The organism is Gardnerella sp. KA01001 (genome assembly GCF_049244025.1).
GTDB classification, from domain to species: Bacteria; Actinomycetota; Actinomycetes; order Actinomycetales; family Bifidobacteriaceae; genus Bifidobacterium; species Bifidobacterium swidsinskii.
The window spans coordinates 929,964-956,146 of sequence record NZ_CP058366.1; the positions used below are offsets into that span (position 1 = coordinate 929,964).

At 45.6% G+C, this 26,183-nt stretch carries 16 protein-coding genes; all 16 read left to right on the forward strand.

What is annotated here, in order from left to right:
- The first annotated feature begins 9 nt into the window (after positions 1–9).
- The 16 genes from holA (at position 10) to pyrF (ending at position 26,126) form a co-directional block, all read left to right on the forward strand.
- Positions 10–1,008: a DNA polymerase III subunit delta gene (gene holA, locus HXT59_RS03765; protein WP_119522720.1), complete on the forward strand. Its 999-nt coding sequence runs from the start codon at positions 10–12 to the stop codon at positions 1,006–1,008.
- Positions 1,009–1,119: 111 nt separating this feature from the next.
- Entirely contained in the window at positions 1,120–1,692 is a 573-nt protein-coding gene (tsaE, locus tag HXT59_RS03770) for a tRNA (adenosine(37)-N6)-threonylcarbamoyltransferase complex ATPase subunit type 1 TsaE (RefSeq protein WP_102703169.1), read from the forward strand.
- Between the two features lie 113 nt (positions 1,693–1,805).
- Complete coding sequence (gene tsaB / locus HXT59_RS03775; protein WP_004108251.1) at positions 1,806–2,633, forward strand: tRNA (adenosine(37)-N6)-threonylcarbamoyltransferase complex dimerization subunit type 1 TsaB; 828 nt, start codon at positions 1,806–1,808, stop codon at positions 2,631–2,633.
- A 25-nt stretch (positions 2,634–2,658) separates the two neighbouring features.
- Positions 2,659–3,189: a ribosomal protein S18-alanine N-acetyltransferase gene (gene rimI / locus HXT59_RS03780; RefSeq protein WP_004108249.1), complete on the forward strand. Its 531-nt coding sequence runs from the start codon at positions 2,659–2,661 to the stop codon at positions 3,187–3,189.
- A gap of 21 nt (positions 3,190–3,210) precedes the next feature.
- Positions 3,211–4,254: a tRNA (adenosine(37)-N6)-threonylcarbamoyltransferase complex transferase subunit TsaD gene (gene tsaD, locus HXT59_RS03785; protein WP_119522722.1), complete on the forward strand. Its 1,044-nt coding sequence runs from the start codon at positions 3,211–3,213 to the stop codon at positions 4,252–4,254.
- Between the two features lie 60 nt (positions 4,255–4,314).
- On the forward strand, positions 4,315–5,451 hold the full coding sequence (locus HXT59_RS03790) for a tRNA (adenine-N1)-methyltransferase (protein ID WP_248893403.1): 1,137 nt from the start codon (positions 4,315–4,317) through the stop codon (positions 5,449–5,451).
- A 9-nt stretch (positions 5,452–5,460) separates the two neighbouring features.
- Positions 5,461–6,018 carry a SixA phosphatase family protein gene (locus HXT59_RS03795; protein ID WP_004108244.1) on the forward strand — a complete coding sequence of 186 codons (558 nt, stop codon included), beginning with the start codon at positions 5,461–5,463 and terminating at the stop codon, positions 6,016–6,018.
- 713 nt (positions 6,019–6,731) lie between these two features.
- Entirely contained in the window at positions 6,732–9,086 is a 2,355-nt protein-coding gene (gene metE, locus HXT59_RS03800) for a 5-methyltetrahydropteroyltriglutamate--homocysteine S-methyltransferase (RefSeq protein WP_415685159.1), read from the forward strand.
- Between the two features lie 3 nt (positions 9,087–9,089).
- Positions 9,090–9,944: a methylenetetrahydrofolate reductase [NAD(P)H] gene (gene metF / locus HXT59_RS03805; protein WP_004108239.1), complete on the forward strand. Its 855-nt coding sequence runs from the start codon at positions 9,090–9,092 to the stop codon at positions 9,942–9,944.
- Between the two features lie 871 nt (positions 9,945–10,815).
- The gene (locus HXT59_RS03810; protein WP_421784144.1) at positions 10,816–17,745 is read left to right on the forward strand and encodes a peptidase; all 6,930 of its coding nucleotides are present in this window, start codon (positions 10,816–10,818) and stop codon (positions 17,743–17,745) included.
- Between the two features lie 621 nt (positions 17,746–18,366).
- Positions 18,367–21,555, forward strand: coding sequence for a bifunctional [glutamine synthetase] adenylyltransferase/[glutamine synthetase]-adenylyl-L-tyrosine phosphorylase (locus HXT59_RS03815; protein ID WP_415685161.1), 3,189 nt, complete (start codon positions 18,367–18,369; stop codon positions 21,553–21,555).
- Positions 21,556–21,635: 80 nt separating this feature from the next.
- Positions 21,636–21,869: a hypothetical protein gene (locus HXT59_RS03820; RefSeq protein WP_174182559.1), complete on the forward strand. Its 234-nt coding sequence runs from the start codon at positions 21,636–21,638 to the stop codon at positions 21,867–21,869.
- The gene (locus HXT59_RS03825) at positions 21,869–22,201 is read left to right on the forward strand and encodes a type II toxin-antitoxin system mRNA interferase toxin, RelE/StbE family (protein ID WP_174182560.1); all 333 of its coding nucleotides are present in this window, start codon (positions 21,869–21,871) and stop codon (positions 22,199–22,201) included. The genes HXT59_RS03820 and HXT59_RS03825 overlap by 1 nt, the downstream gene beginning before the upstream one ends.
- A gap of 143 nt (positions 22,202–22,344) precedes the next feature.
- A complete protein-coding gene (gene pyrB, locus HXT59_RS03830; protein WP_103013848.1) occupies positions 22,345–23,580 on the forward strand; it encodes an aspartate carbamoyltransferase in 1,236 nt (411 codons plus the stop codon).
- Between the two features lie 55 nt (positions 23,581–23,635).
- Positions 23,636–25,048, forward strand: a complete 1,413-nt coding sequence (locus HXT59_RS03835) for a dihydroorotase (protein ID WP_174182561.1) — start codon at positions 23,636–23,638, stop codon at positions 25,046–25,048.
- Between the two features lie 34 nt (positions 25,049–25,082).
- Positions 25,083–26,126: an orotidine-5'-phosphate decarboxylase gene (pyrF, locus tag HXT59_RS03840; protein WP_004108594.1), complete on the forward strand. Its 1,044-nt coding sequence runs from the start codon at positions 25,083–25,085 to the stop codon at positions 26,124–26,126.
- Positions 26,127–26,183: the final 57 nt, after the last annotated feature.

Consider the following 26,183-nt stretch of genomic DNA (forward strand, 5'->3'; position numbering starts at 1 on the left):
AGGAGCATTATGGCAGCAAATAATAAGCGCGCGCAACGCGTTATGCCAGTTACGCTGGTAGTTGGAGGTGACGCTTACTTAAACGAGCTTAATGCTCGAACTGTGCGTGAAAAAGTTCAAGAAAGTGCTCCGGATGCTGAAATTATTGAACTCGATGCGTCAACTGCGGATCAGTACGCATTTGACGAAGCTGTAGGTCCTTCGCTTTTCGGTGACGGAACGATTGTAATAATAAATAATTTGCAACAAGCAGACGAGTCTTTAGTAGACGCAATCGAAAATTTCTGCAAACAAGCGCAAAATAGTGAAAATAATTTTGTAGACTCATCTGCAACTTGGGTTATTGCACGTCACGAAGGTGGGCTTAAAGGAAAGTCTATTATTACGCGCCTAACGAAAGCTGGCGCAAACACAATTACAGTGCCGGATCTTAAAAAAGACGATGCAAAACTCAACTTTGTTATGAGCATATTTGAGCGTCACAATCGAAGCGTTGAGCCTCAAGCAGCACAACGTCTTGTGTCAGTTTTGGGAAGTAAAACAGGAGAGCTTGCAGCATTATGCTCGCAATTATGCTTCGATTATGATGATAATCCAATAACGCTTGATATTGTCGATCGATACTTGATTGCAGATCCGCAAGTTACCGGCTTTTTTGTTGCGGATAAAGCTGTTGCAGGTCATGCAGGTTCTGCTGTGCTTGCAGCAAGAACTGCAATTGCTCAAGGAGTTGACGCCATAGTATTAATAGGTGCTTTGGCTGCAAAAGTACGCGTAATTGCGCTCGCAATGGCAATTCGCAACGGCACGATTTCTAGTGCTGAAGCGAAAGTAAACCCGTGGGCGCTTAAAATGGCAATGCGTCAGCTTGCTGGATGGAATAGTGCAGGTGTTTCTCAATGTTTGCAATCTTTAGCTTGGGCGGATGAGCAGTGCAAAGGCGGATCTAGTGACGCGAATTATGCGCTTGAAAAATGTATTATGCTCATTGCGGCTCGAGGAAATTAGAAAGCGTAAATTAAGAATCGTAATTAAGAATCGCAAATAGGAATCGTAAATAGGAAACGTAAATTAAAAATCGTAAATTAATAACTGCAAATTAGAAAGATTGTGTTAAGTATGAAAGAAGAAACGGTGTCAGAACAGCAAAAAGTTTGTACTGTGCCTACGGATGCTGATATGCGTGAGCTTGGCAAAGCTGTGGCAAAACTAGTTAAAGAAGGCGACGTTCTGCTGCTTTCTGGCCCTCTTGGAGCTGGTAAAACAACGTTCGCTCAAGGTTTTGGTGCAGGGCTTTCAATTAGTGAGCCGATTGTGTCTCCAACTTTTACGATTGCGCGAGAATTGCATGGCACTTTTGCGGATGGCAAGCCTGCGACTTTAATTCACGTTGACGCTTACCGTTTGGGTGGCGAAGATTTTGCTCCGGGTCAAGATACTGTTTCGCGTTTACTTGACGAGCTTGAATCTTTGGGGCTTGACGAAGCTTTGGAAGAGCCGGGAGACGGCACTGTTGTGCTTATGGAGTGGGGTGAGCAAATGGCTGGAGTGCTTGCTGCTGAGCGTTTAGAAGTTCATATTGCAAGACCTATTGATTCTTCGCAAGTAGACGATTTTACTAGCGACGGTGAGCGAATCGTAACTTTGAAAGCTGTCGGCAAGGATTGGCTTAATCGACTTGCAAAATTGTAATTAAGAAATAGGCAGAGTAATACGCGAGTAATACATAAGTAAATAACGCAGTAAATAACGCAAGTTGTGCTAAGCGAGTAAGCTAGTCTGGTACGTGATTTCGAGGAATAAATATGAGTAATACGCTGATTATTGACACATCATTTGGCTCTACTGTCGGAATTGTGGGTCATGAGCCGATTGTTGAAACCGACTCGCGCACTCACGTGGAGCGTTTACAAGTAAATATTGCAAAAGTTGTGGAGGACGCGGGACTTAAGCCTTCGGATATTGATCGCGTGGTTGTGGGAGTAGGTCCTGCTCCTTTTACTGGTCTTCGCGCGGGATTGGTTGCAGCGAAAGCGATCGCGTTTGCAAATAATGCTGAAATTTTGGGGTGTGATAGTCTTCTTCCTCAAAGTTTGATGATGCGCTCTGGTGCGTTTGAAAAAGCTCGCAAAAATGGCGTTATTTGCAAGGATTTGCTACTAAATATTCCGGATTCTGTGGATTTTTGCGACTCTAATATTCGTCACTACGTGCTTTCACTAAATGATGCGCGCCGTCGCCAAGTGTACATGTCCTTGTATGACGGCGAAGGCAATGCGCTGATAAATATGGATATTGACTATCCGCAAAATGTTGTGGCTCGTGTGAATGAGTATTTAGCAAGCAAAAATTGCGAAAATTATTGCGTGGATGTGCTCGGTCACGGTGCTAAAAAATACGTTGAAGATTGGCGCAATATTGCCAATGTTGGCGTTATTGCTGAAGTTTGCGCGCTTGACTTGGGTGTGCAAGGTTTGCAAATTTTCGAGCAATGCTCTTTGGAATGTGCAAATAAAGATGAGTACGTAAAAGCTGTTGAACCGCTGTATTTGCGCCGTCCGGACGTGTCTGTGCCAAATCCGCTTAAGCATGTGCTTGGCTCTGGCGAAGCGAATAAGGCAAAAGAGAAATAGAAGCGTTTTAACGATTTGAGTAATTATGATTGTTGATATAACGCGTTCTCAATTTCCAGCAGTAGCCGAGAATTGCAATATAGTTCCAAAGTGCGATTTTACTTGCGATGAGTTAGCGCAAAAAATAGCGCCTATTGAAGCTGACTTGTTTGGCAAAGGCTCATGGAATGAGAGCATGATTTCGCAAGAATTACAAGCTCCTATGCGCGCGTATTACGCTCAAATCGACGAAAATACGCATACGTTATGCGGGTATGCTGGCTACTGGTTTGACGGCGACGACGCGCAAATAATGACAATTGGCGTTGCGAAAAAATATCAAAGAAAAGGCTTAGCGGCGGAACTTTTATCAACTATGATCAAAACCGCAGAAAAAATTGGTGCCAAACGCATGCTGCTAGAAGTGCGAGTTGACAATGTTCCTGCGCTCGCGTTGTATGAACGTTTTGGTTTTAAGAAAATGGGTTTGCGAAAACGTTACTATCAGCCGGAAGGTGTGGATGCGTACACAATGTGCGCTGATCTAACCGCAAAAAATAACGGAACTGAGGAATAACGAGGAATAACGAGGAATAAAATGAGCGAAGCAATCGTATTGGGAATTGAATCAACTTGTGACGAAACTGCCGCAGCTATTGTGCGCGGACGCACGCTGGTGTCAAATGTGGTGGCATCTTCAATGCAAGAGCATGCGCGCTACGGCGGTGTGATTCCAGAAATTGCTTCTCGTGCGCACGCTGAAGCTTTTGTGCCGGTTGTTTCTAAAGCTTTAGCAGACGCAAACATGGATTTAAGCGATGTTGACGCGATTGCAGTAAGCGCAGGTCCTGGTCTTGCTGGCTGCTTAGCTGTGGGAGTTTCGGGAGCTAAAGCATTAGCTTGGACTGCAAATAAGCCGATTTATGGTATTAATCATGTAATTGGGCATATTGCAGTAACGCAATTGCAATTCGGCGATGTGCCGGAAGATGTACTTGCTTTAATTGTTTCCGGCGGTCACACTTCGCTTCTTCACGTGAACGATATTGCTAAAAGTATTGACGTTGTTGGCACAACTTTGGACGATGCTGCCGGCGAGTGCTTTGATAAGGTTGCGCGATTGCTTGGATTCCCATACCCGGGTGGTCCTCATATTGATAGGCATGGAAGGCTTGGAAATCCGAATACTTTGAAAGTTCCGCAAGGTTTAACGCAAGGTCGTTCCGGCAAAGAGCATCCGTACGATTTCAGCTTCTCGGGTGTAAAAACTGCTGTTGCTCGTTGGGTTGAAGCGCGTGAAGCTCAGGGTCTTGAAATTCCAGTTGATGACGTGTGTGCTTCTTTGGCTAATTCTGTGGCGGAAGTGCTTTCTAGAAAAGCTATGATGGGCTGCGAGCAGTACGGTTCTAAAACGCTTATGATTGGTGGCGGATTCTCCGCTAATTCGCAGCTTCGCGAGCATTTGTTGGCTTGCGGCAAGGAGCATGGAATTGAAGTGCGTTTGCCAGAGCTTAAGCTTTGCACGGATAACGGTGCGATGGTTGCAATGCTAGGCGTGAATTTGGTAGAAGCAGGGGTTCGTCCTTCTGCTCCTGATTTTGCAATCGATTCTGCTATGCCGCTTACGACGGTGAGCTTATAATAGTAGAAATAATAAAAGTCGCGCTAAGAAATCGTGCTCTAAAAATAAGTGAGGTGTTTTGTGCAGTCAGTTAATTCGCGTAGTGGAGTGTTACGAGTAGGTGAGAAGATTCAGTTCACCGATCGTAAAGGTAAGCGAATTACTGCACAGCTTGTTGCAGGCGGGGTTACGCAAACTGAGCACGGTCTTATTTGTCACGACGACGTGATTGGTCAAAGCGAAGGCGTTGTAATTACTACTGTTAGCGCAAAGCGCGAAACGCAACAAACTATTGTTGATCCTTCTAAATTGTCCAACAAACCTTGGAAGGCGGCGCGCGCTATTGGTGGCTGGGATTATGTAGTTATGCGGCCGCGCATGGTTGACTACGTGCTTTCTATGCCTAGGGGTGCGCAAATTATGTATCCGAAAGATATTGCGCAAGTAATCGCTTTAGGAGATATTCGTTCTGGCATGCGCGTTTTGGAGTCGGGGGCAGGCTCTGGCGCGATGAGCTTAAGCCTTTTGGACGCAGTTGGGGAGTGCGGAAAGCTTACTACGATTGAGCTTCGCCCGGATTTTGCACGAATTGCTGAATCTAACGCAACTTTGTACTACGGAAAGCGACCAGAATGGTGGAATTTGCTTACTGGCGATTTTGATTCTGTTGCAAAAACCTTAGATGCGCACAGCGTGGATCGCATTATGCTAGACATGCTTGACCCTTGGAATCGCCTTGAACAAGCACATCGCGTTATTGTGCCTGGAGGCGTGCTTATTGCGTATGTTACGACTACTACGCAAATGTCTCGCATGGCTGAAGCTTTGCGAGAAAGTGGCATGTGGACTGAGCCAGAAATTCAAGAAACATTGGAGCGCACTTGGAAAGCTCAAGGTTTGGCTGTGCGCCCGGATCACGCGATGATTGGTCACACTGGATTTTTGATTGTTTCACGCGCAATGGCTGAAGGTTTTAGTGCTTTGAAGAAGCGTGAACACGGTACTAAAGATACTGTGAGCGATATTGACGATATGACAGCAGAAGAGCGCGCTGAACAGTTGGAAGACTTGTCTTTGCGCGATATTTCGGATCGTAAATTGCGTAAAGTTTTACGTGATTTAGACGTGCAGCTTGCGCAATTGCCGGAAGATTCGCAGTCGCAAGATTTGCAAGATTCGCAGTCTGCACAACAATCAGCGCATAATCAAGCTAAGTAGGAGAGCATTATGGCATCACCAATGAAAAAGCTTATGAAGAAAGCACATCATAGTAAGTACGTTTTGTTGCTGATGCGTCATGCGAAGGCTGAAGCTCCTGAAATGGGCGACGACTGGGGTCGTGGTCTTACTGATAAGGGCTTGAAGCAGGCGAAAATTATGGCAAAAGGCTTGGAATCTTTGAAGCTTGTGCCGAATTATATTGTGTGTTCTAGTGCGAATCGCACTGAGCAAACTTTGAAACGCATGTTGAAGCGTTTTGGCGACTCTCCTGTGGTTGAGTCGCGCAAAAGTCTTTATGATGGCGGCATGCAATCTGTTATGGACGAGTTGCAAGCGATTCGAGGCGATGTTCATACGACGATGATTGTTGGGCATGAGCCGACGATGTCGATGGCTGCGCAGTGGCTTTCTTCGCCTGATTCGGATCCGGATGTGCTTGGGGCGATGCGTTTGGGGCTTGCTAATGCGTCGGTTGTGGTGCTTGTGTCTGATCGTCCATTCGCGACTTGCGGATTGCGCGGTGCTACTGCTCTCGCAATCCTTACGCCCAAATCCTTTGCCTAGCTAAGAATGCGCTGATTTCTGTTGTTCAAGGCACACTAGCATCAGTGCTGCCGCCCACACCACGCCAAAAAATAATCCCCCCGCTGCGCACCCACCCGTAGCTTAATTTCGTGACTTTAGTTGCACGAATACCAGTGTGGTAGAGATTTGAGATTTTTCGCACTGAGCGCGGACGCTCGCGCGGGTAACGCGCTTGCTACGAAACTCGCGTTGGAAGTCCATTGGACTTCCAACTTAAGCGAGTTTCCGCTCCGAGTTGCCTTCGCGCGCTACGCTTTAAGCGCTTCGGCAGGTCGTCGCGCAGAGCCGCAGGCTGCTGATTCGCCAAGCGAAGAAGAAAAATCGAAAAATCTCTGCGATAGACACGGTTATTAAAGGCTAGCATGCAGAGTTTGGGGGATTTCTTTACGAGCACTAAAAGAGGACTGATGGAGCAACGTTCGTAGAGAACGAAGTAGACATGAGAGTCTTTAACAACCAAAGCGACTGAAGGACGGGACGTGCGAGGAAAGAAATCCCCCGAAACTCGCGCCACGTTAATCAATTCGGCGCGCTGGTAATTTCCATTGCTCACATTTCGCCAAGGAAAAGAAACGCGCACGAAATTAAGCATATAAATTAATCTTATAACGACACCCCAAGTTCTTGAATGACCGCATTCAAGCATTTCTTTGCTAGGCTAAAGCGAGTCAAAGAAATTTTTTGGAGGATGTATGTCTGCGGTTTTTACTTCTGTTTCCGGTTTTCCACGTATTGGCGCTAATCGTGAGTTGAAGAAGATTATTGAACGTTACTGGAAGCAGGATGCTTCTTTGGATGAAGTGCGTGAAGTTGCTCAGTCTTTGCGAGCTAAGCATTGGCGTTTGCAAGCTGAAGCTGGGATTGATTTAATTCCAAGTAATGATTTTAGCTACTATGACCAAATGCTCGATACTGCTATTTTGCTTGGTGCTGTGCCTGAGCGTTACAATGCTTTGAATTTTGAGCATGCTGAGGATACGCTTTTTGCCATCGCGCGCGGCTACCAGGGTGAGCGCGGCGATGTGACGGCTTTGCCTATGAAGAAGTGGTTTACTACGAACTACCACTATATTGTGCCGGAAGTTGAGAATCCGCAAGACTTGCATTTGGCTGGAACTAAGCCTTTTGACGAGTTTTTAGAGGCTCGCGCGCAGGGTTTGGAAACTAAGCCTGTGCTGATTGGTCCGTACACTTTTTTGAAGTTGGCTCGTACTCCTGAAGCTCAGGAGTTGGAAGTAACAGAGTCTGTGATTTCGGCTCTGGCTTTTGCTTATGCGAGTATTGTTAAGCGTTTTGGCGAGCTTCACGCAACTTGGTTGCAATTTGATGAGCCTTATTTGGCGTTGGATAAAGAGCAAGGCGATTTGGAGCTTTTTGAAGCTTTGTATAAGCCTTTGCTTGAAGTCAGGAGTGCGGAAGTTAAGCTTCTTCTTAACACGTATTTTGGCAATATTGCTGACGCTTACGAAACTGTGAATAATCTTGGTTTTGACGGCGTTGGCGTTGATTTAGTGGAAGGCAAGGAAGAAAATCTTGCAGCCATTGAGCGTTATGGTGTGAACGAAAAAACTACGCTTTTTGCAGGCGTTGTGAACGGCCGTAATATTTGGCGCAACGATTATGCTGTAAGCCTTGGTTTGGTTGATGCTTTGCGCGAGAATATTACGGATCGCGTAGCTGTTTCTACTGCTTGCTCGCTTCTTCACGTGCCTTTTAGCACTGTTGGTGAGGATGCTTTGGGTGCGGATGTGTTGCAACATTTTGCTTTTGCTGTTGAAAAGTTGCAAGAGATTCGCGATATTGCCAATCTTTCTGCAGAAGGCGACGAAAGCCGCAAATCTAGTAACGTTTTAGCTAAAAATCAGGCTTTGTTTGACGGTTCGCGCGTGAAGGCGGATGCTGTTGTTGCTAATCGTCTTGCGAATCTTAAAGATTCTGATTTTGTGCGATTGCCTAAGAGGGCGGAGCGTCAGCGTCTGCAAAAAGAAGCTCTTGGCTTGCCGGATTTGCCAACGACAACTATTGGATCCTTCCCACAAACTAAGGATATTCGTAACGCTCGTGCTGATCTTCGTAAGGGCGAAATTACTCGCGAAGCTTACGACGAGTTTATGCGCAATCGCATTGCTCAGTGCATTGAGCATCAGGAGCAAATTGGCTTGGATGTGCTTGTTCACGGCGAGTTTGAGCGAAACGATATGGTTGAATATTTCGGCCAGCATTTGCGCGGCTTTAAGTTTACGAAGAACGCTTGGGTGCAGTCTTATGGTACTCGCTGCGTGAAGCCTCCAATCGTGTGGTCGGATGTTTCTCGCGAGTCTGCAATTACTGTGGCTTGGAGTGCTTATGCTCAAAGCTGCACGAAGCATATTGTTAAGGGCATGCTTACTGGTCCGGTGACGATTCTTAACTGGTCTTGGCCTCGCGAGGATATTACTCACGAGCAGCAGACTCAGCAGTTGGCTCTTGCTATTCGCGATGAAGTGTTGGATTTGGAGCGTGCGGGTATTCGTGTGATTCAGATTGATGAGGCTGCTTTGCGTGAAAAGTTGCCGCTTCGCCGCTCTGATTGGCATAAGAAGTATTTGGATTGGGCTATTGCTGCTTTCCGCCTGGTTCATTCTGCTGTGGCTGCGACTACGCAAATTCACACGCATATGTGTTATTCGGAGTTTAATGACATTATTCGTGACATTGACGCTATGGATGCGGATGTGATTTCTTTTGAGGCTTCTCGCGGTGACTTGGTTGTGCTTGACGCTATTCACGACGCGCATTTTGAGACTGAGGCTGGCCCTGGCGTTTACGACATCCATTCTCCTCGCGTGCCTAGTAAGACGGAGCTTGTGGAGCGTATTCACGAGATTTTGCGCAAGATGCCTGCCGAGAAGCTGTGGATTAACCCGGATTGCGGTCTTAAAACTCGAGGTGACGCTGAAACTTGGCCAAGCTTGGAGAATCTTGTTTCTGCAGCTAAAGAGGTTCGCGCGCAATTGCAAGCTAACAAGCTAAGCAATCAGCAGTGCAATTCTCAGTGCAAGGGGTGAGTTATGCCATATAAACCAAAGTTTTCGCTGGAAGTTTTCCCGCCTAAGCGCACATCTCCTATTGGTACGATTTATGATACTTTGGATGGGTTGAAAGGCCTTGACCCGGATTTTATTTCGGTTACTTACGGCACTGGAAAGCTGCAGGATCGCACTGCTACTGCGCGTATTGCGAATACTATTCGCTCCGAATACGGTATTGACGCGGTTGCTCATTTGACTGCTCGATACCTTGATTATGATGCTGTTGATGAAGCTTTGGAAATGTTTGATAATGCTGGTGTTTCCGGGGTTTTGGCTTTGCGCGGCGACGTGATTGCGGGCCAGGAATCGGCAGGCGTTTTTGAGCACGCTAGTGACTTGGTTTATTATATTCGTTCAAAGCACCCGGATTTGCCGATTTTGGGTGCTTGCTACCCGGAGAAGCATCCGGAAGCGGAAAGTTTGCAAGCGGATATTGATAATTTGAAGCGCAAGGTTGATGCGGGTGTTACGCATTTAATTTCGCAACTTTTTTACGATAACGAGGATTTTTTGCGCTTCCGTGATTTGGCGCGTGCGGCAGGCATTAATGTGCCGATTGAGGCTGGAGTGATGCCTGTTGCGAACGCTTCGCAAGTTAAGCGCATGACGAGTTTGTGTGCGTCTCGCATTACTTCGCAAGTTTCCGCAATGATGGATCGTTGGGGGAGTAATGCTGATTGCTTGCGCGATGCTGGCAGTATTTTTGCTTCTCAGCAGATTAACGATTTAATTGCTGAAGGTGTGGATGGCATTCACTTGTATACCATGAATCATCCGGGTATTGCGCGAAGGATTTGGGCGAATGTGAAGCCGCTTTTTACGAAGATTGGGTAGGTGGTAGCGTTTGCGAGTTTTGGGGGATTTCTTTATTTGCGGTTTTATTTTATGCAAAGGTGAGTGATAGGAATTACTTGTCTCGCAGCGCTACGCTCTTATACCTTATTTGGACTTAGCGGTTGTGTAGTTAAGTTTAGTTTTTTTACTTACTTTTTCTGCAAAAATAGTATTCGTCAATAATATTATTACTATCGTTCCGCTTTTATATTGCTCGACCAAGCAATTCCTATCACTCACACGTTAATTCACTCACAATTGTTTTTTGTTGTGGTGGGAAGAGTGCTTGGAGTGGCACATGCAGTAGCACGGATGTTAGTGTTCACTAATCAACAGGAATCAGCGTCTGCGCAGAGCGCAACTGCAAAACTTCATAAACGTGCATGCGTCCTCGCTCAGTGCGAAAAATCTCAAATCTCTACCACACTAATATCCACACGACTGAAGGGCAGTGAGTATTGAAATTTAACATAGAGTGTGTGAGTGTATATAAATGTATATCTATGTATATATGCACAAAATAAATGCAATTTATTCTAAACATGTGTTTAGAATCGACGTTAAAAATGTAATCTAGCTTACATTTACTATATTAATTTTGATTGCAAAAACCTGCCGAAAACGTTGAAATAAAGTCTCGCGGGGGGGGGGTAGTAGGCTATGCATCATAACAGATACATTGCAAAATATTCATATATTAGGTATTATTGAACATAAATCTCAACAAGGGATTCGTGCTTTTGAAAGCTGAGTGGAAGTTTTATATGTATCTGATTGTAGTTCAATCAGCGTTTGATTACTACATAAAGCTCTTCACTAATAAATTCATAAAGACTTATTCAGAGAGAATCGATATTAAGGAGATATCATTATGATAAATTCAAATTCCGGAAAGCACGCACGCAAGGTTACATTGGATGCTGCAGTAAGTAACGCGATTGCGAAGGCTGTGGATGCTCGCAAGGTGGCGGCGTTTACGGTTGGCGCTGCAGGCGTGTTAGCTGGTGCGTCGTTCGCTTTTGGTGCAACTCCGGCAATGGCGGCGGAGGTGAGTGGTACTCCTGATACTAAGCCGGATGTAGCTCAGACGCCTGTGACTGCTGGTGAGAATGCTGGGACTGGTAAGAAGGCTGAAGCTGGCGATAAGAATCAGACTGAAGCTAATAAAGAGGCTGGGTATAAGGCTGAGAATACCAATAAGCAGGCTGAGCAGAAATCCGAGAATACTGTAAATACTGATGGTACTGAAAATAAATCGACTGTTGTAAAGATTCGTGGTAAGCGCTCGTTGCCTGATGCTCAGCCAACCGACGAGACTGCAACTGAAAATCAAGATCGCGCTTCTGATGGTTCAGCAAGTCAAGATCCTAATAAAATTAATCCAGACACAACGGATACCTCTAATACCAAGATTGATATTGACGAGAATAACGCTGACACTATGCCGAACGTGTATGGCTGGGGAAGCTCAGACAATACATACAGCGTAGATGGTGAAAAGCATACTATTACTTTCCATTTTGCAAAGCCAAAAGATGGCAATATTACCAGTATCGCTATTTTCCCTGCTAAGACGAATGGTTTCAATAATGAGAAAAGTGAGAGAGGTATTGATTTTTACTCGAAAAATTCAGGTAAACACCAAGCTTATTCTGGCGAATATGAGTTTACTGCGAATAATGATGGTTCTGCTGACCTTAAGATGACAACTCTTTTTAGGGATGGTAACCTTAATGGAGGCGCTGAGAAGTATACAGCCAGTCGCTCTATTTTCGTGTACGTAACTAAAGATAATAACGAAACTGTTGCTTATAAAACAAACGTATTCCGTGCTGTAACGCTTGTGCCGCCAAAAACTTCCGGCTCTGTGGTGCTTAAGTATAACGAGCAGCTTACTCCTGAAAAGGTTCAATCAGCAATTACTGCCGCTGGCAATATTGAGACAGCGCGTAGTGATAAGAAGTCTGTAAATAATCAGCTTTCTGATAAATTTACAGAAAATATTAACGTAAAAGCTGATGGTGCTTACGACAAGACTGCATTTGAGGCTATTAATAAGGAAACCTCAGCTCAAGGCGCAACGGATAAGACTTACGTAGCTGGCGCGAATACGCTTAACACCTATATGGTTACGGATTTGGGCTTTAAGTCGCAAGCTATTCCACTTACTGTTGCGCGCTACGATACGCGTATCGAAAAGCCGATTGTGGACGACCTGTCCAAGGTTTCCGATGATGTAAAAACCGAAATTAAACGCAAGCTTGCGCACCTTAATCACGTAAGCCAAGATCAGGTGACCATTAACGACCAGGGTGAAGTCACTATCAACTTTGCTGGCGTGGATGCTAAGGACGCTCCTAAGATTGCACTCAGTGACCTTGTGTTGAAGAAGCTTGCTGAGAAGGATGTCGTCGTTCCAGCTGGCGAGAAAGCAGTCTTTGTGGCTAACCCACTTGGATACTCAAATGCTGAACTTGACCGAATCAAGCAGGCTATTTTCGAAGCTAACAAAGACAACAAAGAGCTTGGCCTTACCAGCACAGATCAGATTTCGCTTTCGTACCTTACTGGCGATCTTACTGCATCTGGTGATGCTAATAAGGGTATCTCTAATGGTCAGGCGGAAAACAAGATTACCGTTAAGATCAAGACTGACAAGTCAGTTGCTGAGTTTACATCTAATGTAAAAGAGAGCAAGCTCACCAAGCTTCCAGACATCCGCAAGGATTACGACGTTACTTGGACTAAGACTAAGATTGATGGTCGCGATACCGACGAAGGTATTTCTTGGAGTAATGATCAGAAAACCACTATTATCTACCGTTACGATCCAACTAAAGCAGAAGAATTTGATACAACAAAGATTCTTGGTTTGTTAAAAGCTACGCCAAAAGACAAGCAAGCTGGTTTGCGCGACCTTACAGGCGGCGAGCAGCTTACCTATGAAGGTACAGGGAATAACGCGAAAAAGTCGCACATGCACTATGCGCTGCAAAATGGCGAGCCAACGGGCGAGCTTACGCTTGGCAATATGGGTGGTCCATACTGGTCTGGGAATCAGAAAGTTTCTAATTCTGACGTAGACCTCGGTGATAATTTATCAGATGCTGGTTCGTATTCATGGGATACAGAGGCTGGCTCTGTAACGGTGGCTGCTAAAAAGGGCAAGATTTTCAAGGCGCGTCTGTTTGTTGAGCCGTATGCAATGACATACTATAAGCATGTTTATCTGGAGCAAGGCCGCAATCCAGGCAATACAGCAAAGGCAATTAACGTTATCTTTGTGCCGCAGACGAATCATAAGACGAAAGACCTTTCGGATTCGATTGGCGAGCACAAGACCGAAAACGTTGAGGGCAAGGATGTTCCAACACAGTCGAAGTATTACAACGCGTCTGCTGATAAGAAAGATGCGTATGAAAAGGCATTAAAGACTGCAACAGACTTGCTTGCAACTGTTAAGGACAAGCAAGAAAAAGACCTTACCGAAGAGCAGAAGGCGCAAATCGATAACGCTACGATTAACCTTAATAAGGCACGCGCCGAGCTTGATGGTCCTGACACCAACAAGGACGGGCTGAACGCCTCGATTGAAGCCAACGGCAAGGCCGCTGAAGGTAGTACTGCCGCAACTGGTACACAAGCAACGAACCAGTTCAAGAACGTAAGCGACCCTGACTTCAAGAAGGCAGACGGTTCTGATGATAAGGACAGAAACGAAGCTGCTAAGAAGGCAAAGACAGATTACGACAAGGCTCTTGAGGAAGCTAATAAGGTAAAGGAAGACAAGAACGCCACGCAGAAGGCTGTTGACGACGCTAAGACTAAGCTTGATGCTGCACGCGAAAAGCTGAACGAATTCACCACCAACAAGGATGAGTTGAATAATGCTATCGCTCAGCACGGCAAGGTGAACACAGGCGATGCGTCTAAGCAAGGTGACGAGAAGCTTAAGACTGCCGATCCAACCTACCAGAATTCTACTCCTGCAGAGCGTAAAGCATACGACGACGCTGTAGCACAGGCAGACAAGGTCTCCAAGGATCCAAACGCTTCCCAGAAGGAAGTGAACGAGGCTATCAAGAAGCTTAAGGAAGCTAAGGCTGCGCTCGACAAGAACGCAACCGACAAGTCTCCTCTTGATGCTGCCGTGCAAAATAGCTTCGATAATCCTGATCCAGACAATGCTAACGGCAAAAAGAGCGTGTTCTACACGAACGCCGCCGCGAAGAAAGACTCAGACGCTAACGCTAAAAAGGCTGTTGAGGACTACGATAAAGCACTAAAGAAAGCCAAGGATGTTCTCGCAGACAAAAACGCCACCAAGAAAGACGTTGAGGACGCTAAGAAAGCGCTTGAAGATGCCGAAAAGGCACTTCATGCTGAGGCTTATCAAACAAAGACAACTGATTTAGCTGAAGCTATTGCAGATAATGTAAGCGGCTACCTAATGCCAGCCTACTTCAATGCGTTTGATTTGTCACAAAGCAAAGATCCTGCCGATGTTGAGAAGGCTAAACAAGCTGCTAAGGACTTCAAAGCCTATAACGACGCTTACCACGCTGCAAAAGACTTGCTTAAGGAGATTAAGAAGCCAAATAGCACGGTAACGCAGGAGCAGGCTGATAAGATTAAGAAACAACTTCTTGACGCGCGCAAGACAATCGATAAGTATGCAACTGACACGAGCAAGATTTCGGCGGCGCTGCTTCACAGCTTGGCTATTACTAAGAGCCCGGCGTATTTAAACGCGTCTGCTGGTGCAGAAGGTTCTGAGGAAGCGAAGGCAAAGAAAGCATACGATGATGCTCTTAAGGCTTTGCAAGATGCCTTCAATGATAAGATGCCTCAAGATACGGTCGATGGTAAGCCTGATAGTGATCCAATCTCAACAAATAATATTCCTGCAAAGGATGGAGATACTAGTAGCCCTGACTATCTTAAGAGCATCCAGTCCCACGCTAAGGGTCAGCCTTTGAATAGGGATGTAACAAAGCTTCTTGCAAAGCTTAATGATGCTGTTAAAGGCCTGGATAAGTTTAAGACCAAGACCGACGAGCTGATTGAGTCCATTAACAAGGATTCGGATACGCATCCAAGCCCTGCGTTTAAGAACGCGTCGCAGCCAAGCTTCCAAAAGCCTGATGGCTCGGGACCGGATGATGCCAAGAACGCTGCTGCTAAAGCGGCAGCAGATGCCTACGGCAAAGCACTCAACGAAGCCAAAGACTTGCTCAAGAAGCCTGATGCTACGCAAAAGGAAATTAACGACGCCAAGGCTGCTCTTGACAAGGCTCGCGCCGAGCTTGACAAGTACAACACCGACGTCGCCAAGCTCAAAGCGAGCGTAAAGAAGCATGGTACCAAGGCAGACGTTCCTGCTCCAGAAGAAGGAACGCTTACCTCTGATGCGTATCGCAATGCGTCTGATCCTCACTTCTTAACTCCTGATGGCAAGCCGGATGACAACAAGAACAAACAGGCCGCCGCAGACAAGAAGGCGTATGACGCAGCTCTGCTTAAGGCGCAGGAATTGCTGAAGAAAGCAGATCCTGATAGCAAGACGCCATTAGACGCCCAGCCAACTCAGAAAGAAATTGACGAGGCTTTGAAGAATCTTGACGATGCTCGTAAGAAGCTTGAGGATAACTACAAGACAGTTACTACTGATCTTGAGAACGAAATTAACAAGTCTACTGCTGAACATGCTCCTGCTGTTACTGAAGGCGACTTTGAAGCTACTCCAGAGTTCAAGAATGCTCAAGCTAAGACAAGCGATGGTAATGAAAATGCAGACGTTACTGCTTACAAGAATGCTCTTGCAAATGCTCGCAAGTTAGTAAGTGATGCAAAGGATACAAACAAGAAGAACAGCGAACGTCCAACGCAACAGCAGATTAACGATGCGTTCGATGCTCTTACTGCAGCTAAGAAGCAAATTACTGACAACTACAAGACGAATTTTGAAGCGTTGACTTCTGCCAAAGACTTTGCAGATGATGGCTTCAAGAAGACGCCTGAGTATCAAAATGCTCTTGCTAAGAAGACTGCTGGTGATCCAGGTGCTACAAATGACTTGGGTGAAACTGGCAAAGACACTGGCTTCGAGAATGTTCTCAATCAAATCAAGCAGAAGCTTAATGATGATAACTGGAAGAAGACAGCAACTCAGAAGTCTGTAAACAACTTGCTAAAGAAACTGCAAGCAGCTCAAGACAAGATTGCTAACAACTACAAGACTGATGCAAAGCTTCTTGAAAACGAAGTCGGCGATAAGGACGCACAGGGTCAACCTGTAACGCCTCCGTTCGAGGCGTCGGTTGAGTACAAGAACGCGCTTGAAAAGAAGAACGCTGGTGACGCTACTGCAACGGAAAAGCTTAAAGCTTATGCCGAGAAGCTTGCTAAAGCAAACGAGCTTATTGAAAAGGTCAAGAATCCTGATCCAAACGCAAAGCCAGAAGATCGTCCAACTCAGAAGCAGGTTGATGATGCTCTTGCGGCTTTGAAGAAGGCCAAGAAGGATATCGACGACAACTTCAAGACCAAAGTCGACGCTCTTAAGAAAGAAACGAAAGAGCTTAAGGACGACGGCGGAGCTAAGCCAGACACCGAGAAGTTCGAAAAGTCTACCGAGTATCAGAATGCTCTTGCCAAGAAGGGTGCTGACAGCAAGGATAACGCAGACATACAAGCGTACAATGACGCTTTAGCGAAAGCCAATGAACTTCTTGATCTATTCGACGAGAGTGGCAATCCAAAAGCCAACATTCCAGCTGGAAAGCAACTCCCAACTCAGCAAGAAGTTGACGAGGCTCTTAAGAATCTGAAGGAAATTAAAGATAAGATTACTAAGAACTACGTCACCAGTCCGCATGACTTGCAAGAAGAAGTTGATAAGTCGAAGGGCGGAGATACTGACACCAGAACCGACGTGTTCGAGAATACTCCAGAGTTCAAGAATGCGACTGCTAAGGGTGATGACGCTGCTAAGAAAGCTCTTGACGACTATAACAAGAAGCTCAAGGCTGCCAAGGATCTTCTTGATAAGTTTGATCGCACTACTGGAAAGCCAAAGACTGATCTTCCAGATGGTACTAAAGTCCCAACTCAAAAGCAACTTGACGATGCTCTGAAGGATCTCCAAGCCGCCAAGAAGAAGATTGCCGATGATTACAAGACTGATCCTTCCAAGCTGAAAACAGAAGCAGATGCTGATGCTAAGTTCCGTGATTCTGTATTCTTTATGATTGGAATGACTGAGGATATTGACGCCTATAACAAGGCTTTGGCTGAGGCTAACAGTGTGCTTAAGGATCCGAATGCTACTCAGGCTGAGGTTGACGCGGCTTTGAAGAAGCTTCAGGCGGCTAAGTATAAGATTAATCACCCGTTTGGCATAGGCAGTGGTGTTGGAAGCGGTAGCGGCTATGATGCTGATGCTAGTGATTCTCAGAGTGCTTCGGTTGATAAGACTGCTTTGCGAGTCGAGGTTAATAATTCTGAAGCAGATTCTTCTGCTGCGTCTAAGGCGAATACTGCTGCTGCTAGAGCTTACGTGAAGGCTTTGGCTGAGGCTAAGCGTGTGCTTGCTGATAAGAATGCTACTCAGGCTCAGGTTGATGCCGCTTTGAGGAATCTTAAGGCTGCTAAGGCTGCGTTGCGTAATGCTTCCGGTAATGCTGGTGGTCTTGCTAAGACGGGTGCTGCAACTGGCTTGTTTGCAAGTCTTGCTGCAATCTTCTCCGGTCTTGGTGCTGCTGGCGTAGCTTCTCGCCGTCGTAAGCACTCTAACGAGTAGTCTATCGCGTAACTAAAATCCCTCGCAGGTTATCTTCCGATAATCCGCGAGGGATTTTTTCATCCGCTGCCGCTGCACATGCTGTTCCTGTAGCTTTGCGCCAGTGCTTTGCAAACGGTGACTATTTGTTGCTTAAAGAACATTAGCGTCCGTGCTGAGCGAAGACATGCTCGCGCGGGTAACGCGCTTGCTACGAAACTCGCGTTGGAAGTCCACTGGACTTCCAACTTAAGCGAGTTTCCGCTCCGAGTTACCTTCGCGCGCTACGCTTTAAGCGCTTCGGCAGGTCGTCGCGCAGAGCCGCAGGCTGCTGATTCGCCAAGCGAAGAAGAAAAATCGAAAAATCTCTGCGATAGACACGGTTATTAACGAATTAGCACGCAGAGTTTGGGGGATTTCTTTACGAGCACTAAAAGAGGACTGATGGAGCAACGTTCGTAGAGAACAAAGTATGCATGAGAGTCTTTAACAGCCAAAGCGACTGAAGGACGGGACGTGCGAGGAGAGAAATCCCCCAAAACTTGCGCCACGTTAAGAATGATGCCTAAAACTCGCCACGCTATGAGCGCGAAAGCAGGTAGTTTCGCAGCCTTGTACACCACCACAATGTAAAGTTGCGGTATGGAAAGTGCGAACATAACAGATAGTGCAACTACTGAAACCAACTGCAACGAAAGCAGCACGAACTCTTCCGCACTCACCTCAAGAAGCCTTATTAAAGCCGGTTTTGCTCGCCCGGATGCCGCACGTTGCGCAATGATGGCAATATGCAAAAACTGCAATAAAATATCGTTTGAAACACTACTAAGAAGCGCGCTCACAGTTGAAGATCCAGATTCTGCATTGCTTTCATTGCAAGATTTAAGTGAAACATACCCCGAAATAATAAATAATATTTCAACTTCAAATTCGCAAGTATCTGACTCATTAACAAGCCTAATGCAAGTATTAGGTGCGTCTAACGCGTTGGCAATGCTTATGCGCACAAGACCTAATCTTATAAAAGCTGCAGCAAATGACCCGAATCATCTTTTTGCAATGACTAGGGAAGAACGCGTAAAAGACTTACTCGAAGCAATACAAGCTTACACTGCAACAGTTGTTTCTTCTGAAAGCAGCGATTCTAACACAATTTACTTAACATCACTCGGCTTTGCACAAGCAGTTTCTGCGCTTCGTGCGCGCTACCGTGAGCATGTTGCTGCAATTATGGCGGCTGATTTAGCGAGCGCTGACCCTGTTGAAGTGCAGCCAGATATTAGTCGTAAGCTTTCCGACGCTGCCGATGCTGTTTTAGAGGCAGCGTTGTCTATTTCGCGAGGACAGGTTACTGGTTCTTCCGCATGCAGATTTGCGATTATTGCTATGGGCAAGCTTGGAGCGCAAGAAATTAACTACGTTTCCGATATCGATTTGATTTATGTTGTGGAGCCTGCGGATTTAAGCAACAAGCAGAACCAGGATGCTGCTTTGCGCGTTGGTGTTTCTATGGCAATGGTTTTGCAAAAAGTATGCCAGTCGGTGGTTATGGGCTCTGTGGAGCCTCCGCTTTGGCAGATTGATACTGCGCTTCGCCCGGAAGGTAAGGATGGTCCTCTTGTTCGTAGGCTTGATTCTCATAGAGAATATTATGAAAAGTGGGCGAGTAGCTGGGAGTTTCAGGCGCTTTTGAAGTCGCGCCCTGCAGCAGGGGATACGGATCTTGGAAAAGCTTATCGCGATATGGTTGAGCCGTTTATTTGGAAGGCTTCTGGTCGTGAGCATTTTGTAGCTGACTGCCAGCATATGCGTCAGCGTGTGGAGTCGCTTATTCCGGCTTCTCAACGCGATTTGGATATGAAACTTGGTAAAGGCGGCTTGCGCGATGTTGAGTTTACTGTGCAAATGCTGCAGCTTGTGCACGGAAGTGAGGATGAGTCGCTTCGAGTAAGGGATACTATTTCCGCTTTGCAAGCGTTGGCTCAAGGTGGCTACGTCTCTAGGTCTCAGGCGGCGCTATTGGCAGAACACTACCGTTTTGAGCGTGTTCTTGAGCATCGTCAGCAAATGTGGAGTATGCATCGCACGCATTTGTTCCCAGATTTGGGTGCGCAAGGAAACGGCGGCTTGGATCGCGCGCGCACAATTTCTACAGAGCAGCTTAACAACAATGAGCAGATTTGCCGCCTTGCTCGTGCTGTGCGGCTTCGTCCGGAAGAGTTAGTTGCGCGTTTTGATAAAGCTCGTCGTGAAATTCGGCACTTGCATAAGGATATTTACTACCGTCCGATGCTTCCTATTAACGCTCAAACGGATGCGGATCCTATTGTACTTTCGCCGGAGGCTGCTCGCGCGCGCTTTGCTTCTATTGGTTTTGCGGATGCTCGCGCAGCACAGTTGCATGTTGAAGCGCTTACAGAGGGGCTTTCTAGGGCTGCTAAAATTCATAGAATTTTGCTTCCGGCAGTGTTGAAGTGGCTTGGCGACGGGCAGAATCCGGATATGGGTTTGCTTGCGTGGCGGCGTCTTGCGGAGCGTTTTGGCGGAAAAAATACGTATCTTGGTTTTTTGCGTGATTCTCCTTCCGCAGCTCAGCGTCTTTGCCACGTTTTGGCGGATTCGCGCTATCTTGGCGACGCTATGATGCAGTCTATGCAGTCTATTACTTGGCTTGGAGACGACGAAGCGTTATCTGCGCGCGATAGGGCAAGTCTTGACATGCAAACTAGTGCAATGGTTGCGCGTTATGCAAGTAATATTGCGGATTTTGCGCAGTCTTTGCGCGCTCTTCGCCGGCAGGAAATTGAGCGAGTAGCTTTAGCTTGGATGTGTGGTCTTATTGATGACGATACTTCTATGCTTGCAATGAGTGATGTGTTTGATGCTATTTTAGATGCGACTTTGCAATGGTCTATGCGTGAAGCTGTGTCAGTCATGAATTTGAATGCTCCTCAAGCTGAAATTGCTATTATTGCTTTAGGTCGCTACGGTGGTAAAGAAGTAAACTTCTGTTCTGATGCAGATATTATGGTAATTTACAAGCCGGTTGGTGAAGATTGCGATTTAAACGCAGCTCACCGCTTTGCGCAAAAAACTGTAGATATTTTGCGTAATATTTTGCAAGGTCCTCTTACACTTGAACCAAAAATCATGGTCGATTTGGATTTGCGTCCGGAAGGAAAAGACGGTCCGCTTGTTCGTTCGCTAGAATCTTGCGAAAAGTATTATCGTCAATGGGCTAGCACTTGGGAGCATCAAGCGTTGTTGCGAGCGCGTTTTGCTGCAGGTTCTAAGGAGTTGGCGGATGCTTTGCTTAACGGAGTTGTAAACGAATTGCGTTACGCTGCAAATCCTCTTAGTGAATCTCAGCTTGCTGAAATTCGTAAGCTTAAAGCTCGCATGGAAGCGGAGCGTTTACCTCGAGGAGTTAGTAGGGACAGGCATTTGAAGCTTGGTCGCGGCGGTTTAAGCGATGTTGAGTGGACTGTGCAATTGATGCAATTGCAATATGCTTCAAAGCATGAATCTTTACGAGTAGTTGGAACTATGCAAGCGTTGAAAGCATTGCAATCTGAGCATTTTATAAGCGACGAGGATGCTGAAGTTTTAAGCCGCTGCTGGCATATGTGTTCTGCAGTGCGCAACGCAAACTTCTTGTGGTCTGGATCAATGGCTCGCGCAGATATTATTCCAACTGACTCGTATTCTTTGGGTGGAATTGCAACTTACCTTGGCTACGAGCCGAACCAGGGCCGCGTTTTTGAAAACGATCTTTTAGCAACTATGCGTCAGTGCCGTGAAATCATGTCTCGTCTTTTCTACGCTCGCTAATTTCTCAATCTTTAGTCGCTTCACATTTATTGTTGCATTCTCTTCTTTAGGTTATAATTTCAGGACGGGAGGTGATTTTAATGAAAAATACAGTAATGAGTAATAATGTAAAAGAAAGAGCCAACACTTCAGTTTTTTATGCTGATGTTTCTGCGCCTATAAAACAAGCAGTCAGTGGTGAAAATTTAGAAGAAAATGACGAATTATTATCTACTGATTTTGCTGCAAAACTTATGCATAGTTATAAGCAGTCAGTTTCTGGTTTAGTGCGTCCGTATGCGGATGTTTTTGCTGAGTTAGAAAAGGGCTTGTAATGAGTTCCTTTGATATTCTTGTTACTCAGGATGCAGAAAATGATTTAAAAAATATAAGAGACTATATTGCATCTAATATCTCTAAGAAAACTTCCATAAGAATTATTAATTTTATTAAATCTAGTATTGAAAGACTGTCTCTTTTTCCTCAGTTTGCACCTGTAGTTAAGTATGAGCCTTGGAATTCACTTGGTGTGCGTCGTATTATTGTAAAGAATTTTCTTGTTTATTACAGAGTTGTTTTAGAAGAAAATACAGTTTATATTTTGAAGGTTACTTATGGTAAACGTAATCAACAAACTGTATTGGAACAAATAGATTTATTGGATTAAGTACTTATTAAATGTTGCATAATAAGTTATAGTTCTCCGCCACTCCGGGGGTGGGGGATTCGTCAACGCTAATCAGTAAAATTACGTAGGTCGCGTGTGGTTGCGACCGTTTGCCAATTGACGGAAGGTGAGCGGTACTTATTATGACGAACGCAATTTCTAGTTCTTTGCATCAAACTTTTTCTCGCAGTACAATTGCAAATTCTCTAGCTGGCAAAAGTGTTGTTACATTAGACGATATTTCAACTGCGCAAATACGAATGCTTTTAGACAAAGCGCGATACATTGATTCGCACCGTAAAGAAGTGGCTCACACTTGCGATGGCAGAGTGTTGGCCACTCTTTTTTATGAGCCGAGCACGCGCACCCGCTTAAGCTTCGAAACAGCAATGCTGCGTTTAGGTGGAAAAGTAATCGGTTTTGCAGGTGCGCAACTTTCCAGTGCGAGCAAAGGTGAGACTGTAAACGATACTTTGAAAGTCGTGTCTAACTATGTCGATGTTGTTGCAATGCGTCACCCAAAGGAGGGTGCTGCTTTTGTTGCAACGCAAGCTGTGAGCACGCCTATTATTAACGCTGGCGACGGCGGTCACATGCATCCAACTCAAACTCTTGCAGACTTGGCAACGATTCTTGCGCGTTTCGGCCGCCTTAATAATCTCACTGTCGGCTTGTGCGGCGACTTAACATATGGCCGCACGGTTCACTCGCTTATTGAAACTTTGTGCCGCTTTGGAAACGTTCATTTTGTGCTGATTAGCCCGGATGAGCTTAAAACTCCGCAGTACGTAATCGACCGTATTATTGACACTCCTTCGTGCACTTATGAAGAAACTCGCGACTTGATGGAAGTTATTGGCAAGCTTGACGTGCTTTACATGACTCGCGTGCAAGAAGAACGTTTTACGGATCGCGAGCAATACTTGCGACTTCGTGACACGTACATTTTGACTGAAGAAAAATTGCAAAAAGCAAAGTCGCATATGCCTGTGCTGCATCCGCTTCCTCGAATTAACGAGATTGCTCTTGACGTTGATGATGATCCTCGCGCAGCATACTTTGAGCAGGTTAAAAACGGTATGCTTATGCGTATGGCTTTGGAAAGTTCCGTTCTTGGAGACGAGCTTTGCGGCTACGAGCCAACTGATTTTGTAAACGTGCCAGAAGACGAATTGCGAGCAGTTGACGCACACGGAATTTCTTTGGCGGATCCTCGCGTGCACGTAACGGACGTGAATGTGCCTGAAGATCTTACTTGCCCGAATCCTCGTTGCATAACAAACAGCGAACTAACTCTTAAACGCAAGTTCTACAAAGCTGATTCCGTAAGGCACGAGTATCGCTGCATGTATTGCGACGAAGAAGCAGAAACTAAATAAAAAATTTAATAATATTATTATATAACTGTAAAAATTACGCAAAACCAGGAGTGAAATGAACGAATCAGGCACCTTAACTTTGCGCAATATCTCTGTGTGGGATACTGGCGAACGTATTGATCTTATTGTTGATGGCGTTCGTCAGGATGCCCTTATAGAGCGGAATGCGCGCGTTACTGGCGACATTGACGCAAGCGATTGGGTTGTTGCTCCTGGCTTTGCAGATCCGCATGTGCATTTTAGAGATCCAGGTCAAACAGCAAAAGAAACAATGATGACCGGCAGTGAGGCTGCTGCGGCTGGCGGTTATACGCAAGTTTTGATTATGCCAAATACTGTTCCAGCTCTTGACGGCGAGCCTTGGGAAGATGCTCCATTTGATGTAGATAATGTAGTTGACTATTTGCAGCGCTATGGTTGCATTTACGGCGTAAAATTGCCAGTTCGCTACGATTTGAGCGTGTGCGCATCATTGGGGCGTAAAGGCTTAAAACCAAGCAATATTGAGCTTTGGAAAAAGTATGTTGCTGGAATCGACGATGACGAAAAAACTTCTCCTATGAAAAAGCACCCGATTACTGCTATAAGCGACGACGGTGCTGCAGTGCCTGAACCGATTTTGCGAGATGTGTTAGCTATGGCAAAACAAACTGGTTTGCCATTCGTGGAGCATTGTGAGCATCATGATACGGGAGCTGTGAACGAGGGTCCGATCGCAAAAATGCTTGGTGTTGGTGGAATTCCAGCTTCTACTGAGCTTGCAATTGTTCAGCGAGATATTGATGCTTCCCGCGAAACTGGCGTACATGTGCATTTCCAGCATGTGAGCACTGCTGCTGCGTTTGAAGCTATTCGTAAGGCAAAGAAAGAGGGTTTGCCGATTACGTGCGAAACTGCGCCTCACTATTTAGCTTTGTGTGATGAGGATGTTTTGCGATATGGCGCGATGGCTAAGATGAATCCTCCTCTTCGTTCAAAAGCAGACAGGCAAGCAACGCTCGCTGCTATTGCGGATGGTACAGTTGACATGATTGCAACAGATCACGCGCCTCACACTGCGGAAGAAAAGTCAGGAGATTTTGCAAGCACTCCTAACGGAATTATTGGGCTTGAGTGCGCGTATGGTGTGTGCCGTAAAGTGCTTGTTGATGCAGGATATACGGACGATAAGCATTTAATCGAATTAATGGCAGTAAATCCAATGCAATTGATGAGCAGAAGACCTACTGATATTGCGGCTTTGCTTAACGTTTCTTCGCGATGCGCAAACAAGCGAACGCTGCGTTTAAGTATTACTGAGCACCCTGAAAACGTTGATTTAGTGCTGATTAATATGCGCGAAAATTGGGCGGTTGACGCAAATTCGTTCCATTCAAAAGCTCGAAACACTCCTTTTGATGGATGGCAACTTACAGGCAGACCTGTTGCGACGATTATTGGTTCAGAAATTGCTTTCTCGAGAATGTGATTGATTAAATATAAATTTGGAATGGTAGTAAATTATGGACGAACTTATTGAAGCGATTGCAGCCAAGCAAAATCCTAGTGTTGTGGGCTTGGACCCTAAGCCAGGTATTGTACCAGCCGAAATTATTAGCTCTCTTGCGGACGAAGTTTTGCAAGAAGTAGAAGGCGAGGATGCGCTGCCAACGCTTTTAGCTACAGCTTATTTTGAGTTTAATCGCGCTATTATCGACGCGGTTGCAGATTTTGTGCCGGCTGTAAAGCCGCAAATTGCGATGTACGAAGCACTAGGTTCCGCTGGAATGGACACGTACGCAATGACTTGCGAATACGCAAAATCGCAAGGATTAGTTGTAATAGGTGACGCAAAGCGCGGAGATATTGGCTCTACAGCTGGTCAGTATGCTGCTCATTTAAGCGGTTTCGCTAATCTTTCTTCATATTTTGAAGACGAAAATGCTACTGGTAACGCGCTTCCTCAATCTCTTAAAAATCTTCTAAAAAGCTCTAAAAATCTTGACGTTTGGCATGAAGATTCGCTTACAGTAAACCCTTATATGGGTTCGGATGGCGTGAAGCCTTTTATCGATGAAGCGGTAGCGCACGATAAAAGCATTTTTGTGCTGCTTCGCACTTCGAATCCTTCTAGCAAAGAGCTGCAGGAGCTTATTTTGCAAGATGGCAAGCCAGTGTATGAGCATATGGCTGATTTGATTGAGAACTGGGGTGCTTCAGGCATTGGTAAGCACGGTTATTCAAGAGTTGGTGCAGTTGTAGGTGCCACGCATCCGCAGGAGGGCAAGCATTTGCGCGAGATTATGCCGCACACTTTCTTCTTGGTTCCAGGCTATGGTGCTCAAGGCGGTACTGCTCAAGATGTTGCTGGAATGTTTGATGCAAACTCTGAAGGTGCTATTGTCAATTCTTCTCGCGGTATTATTGGTGCTTGGAAAAAGTCTGAAGATTACGCTAAAAATCAAGGTCATATGTCTCTCGATGACATTCTTGATATTGTGCGTGATTCTGCAACTGTTGCTGCGAAAAATATGCGTGACGACTTGCGCAATGCAGTGTATCGCTAGTATGTATAACTAAAATAAATATAACTAAAAATATAATTAAAATTAAAAATAAAACGC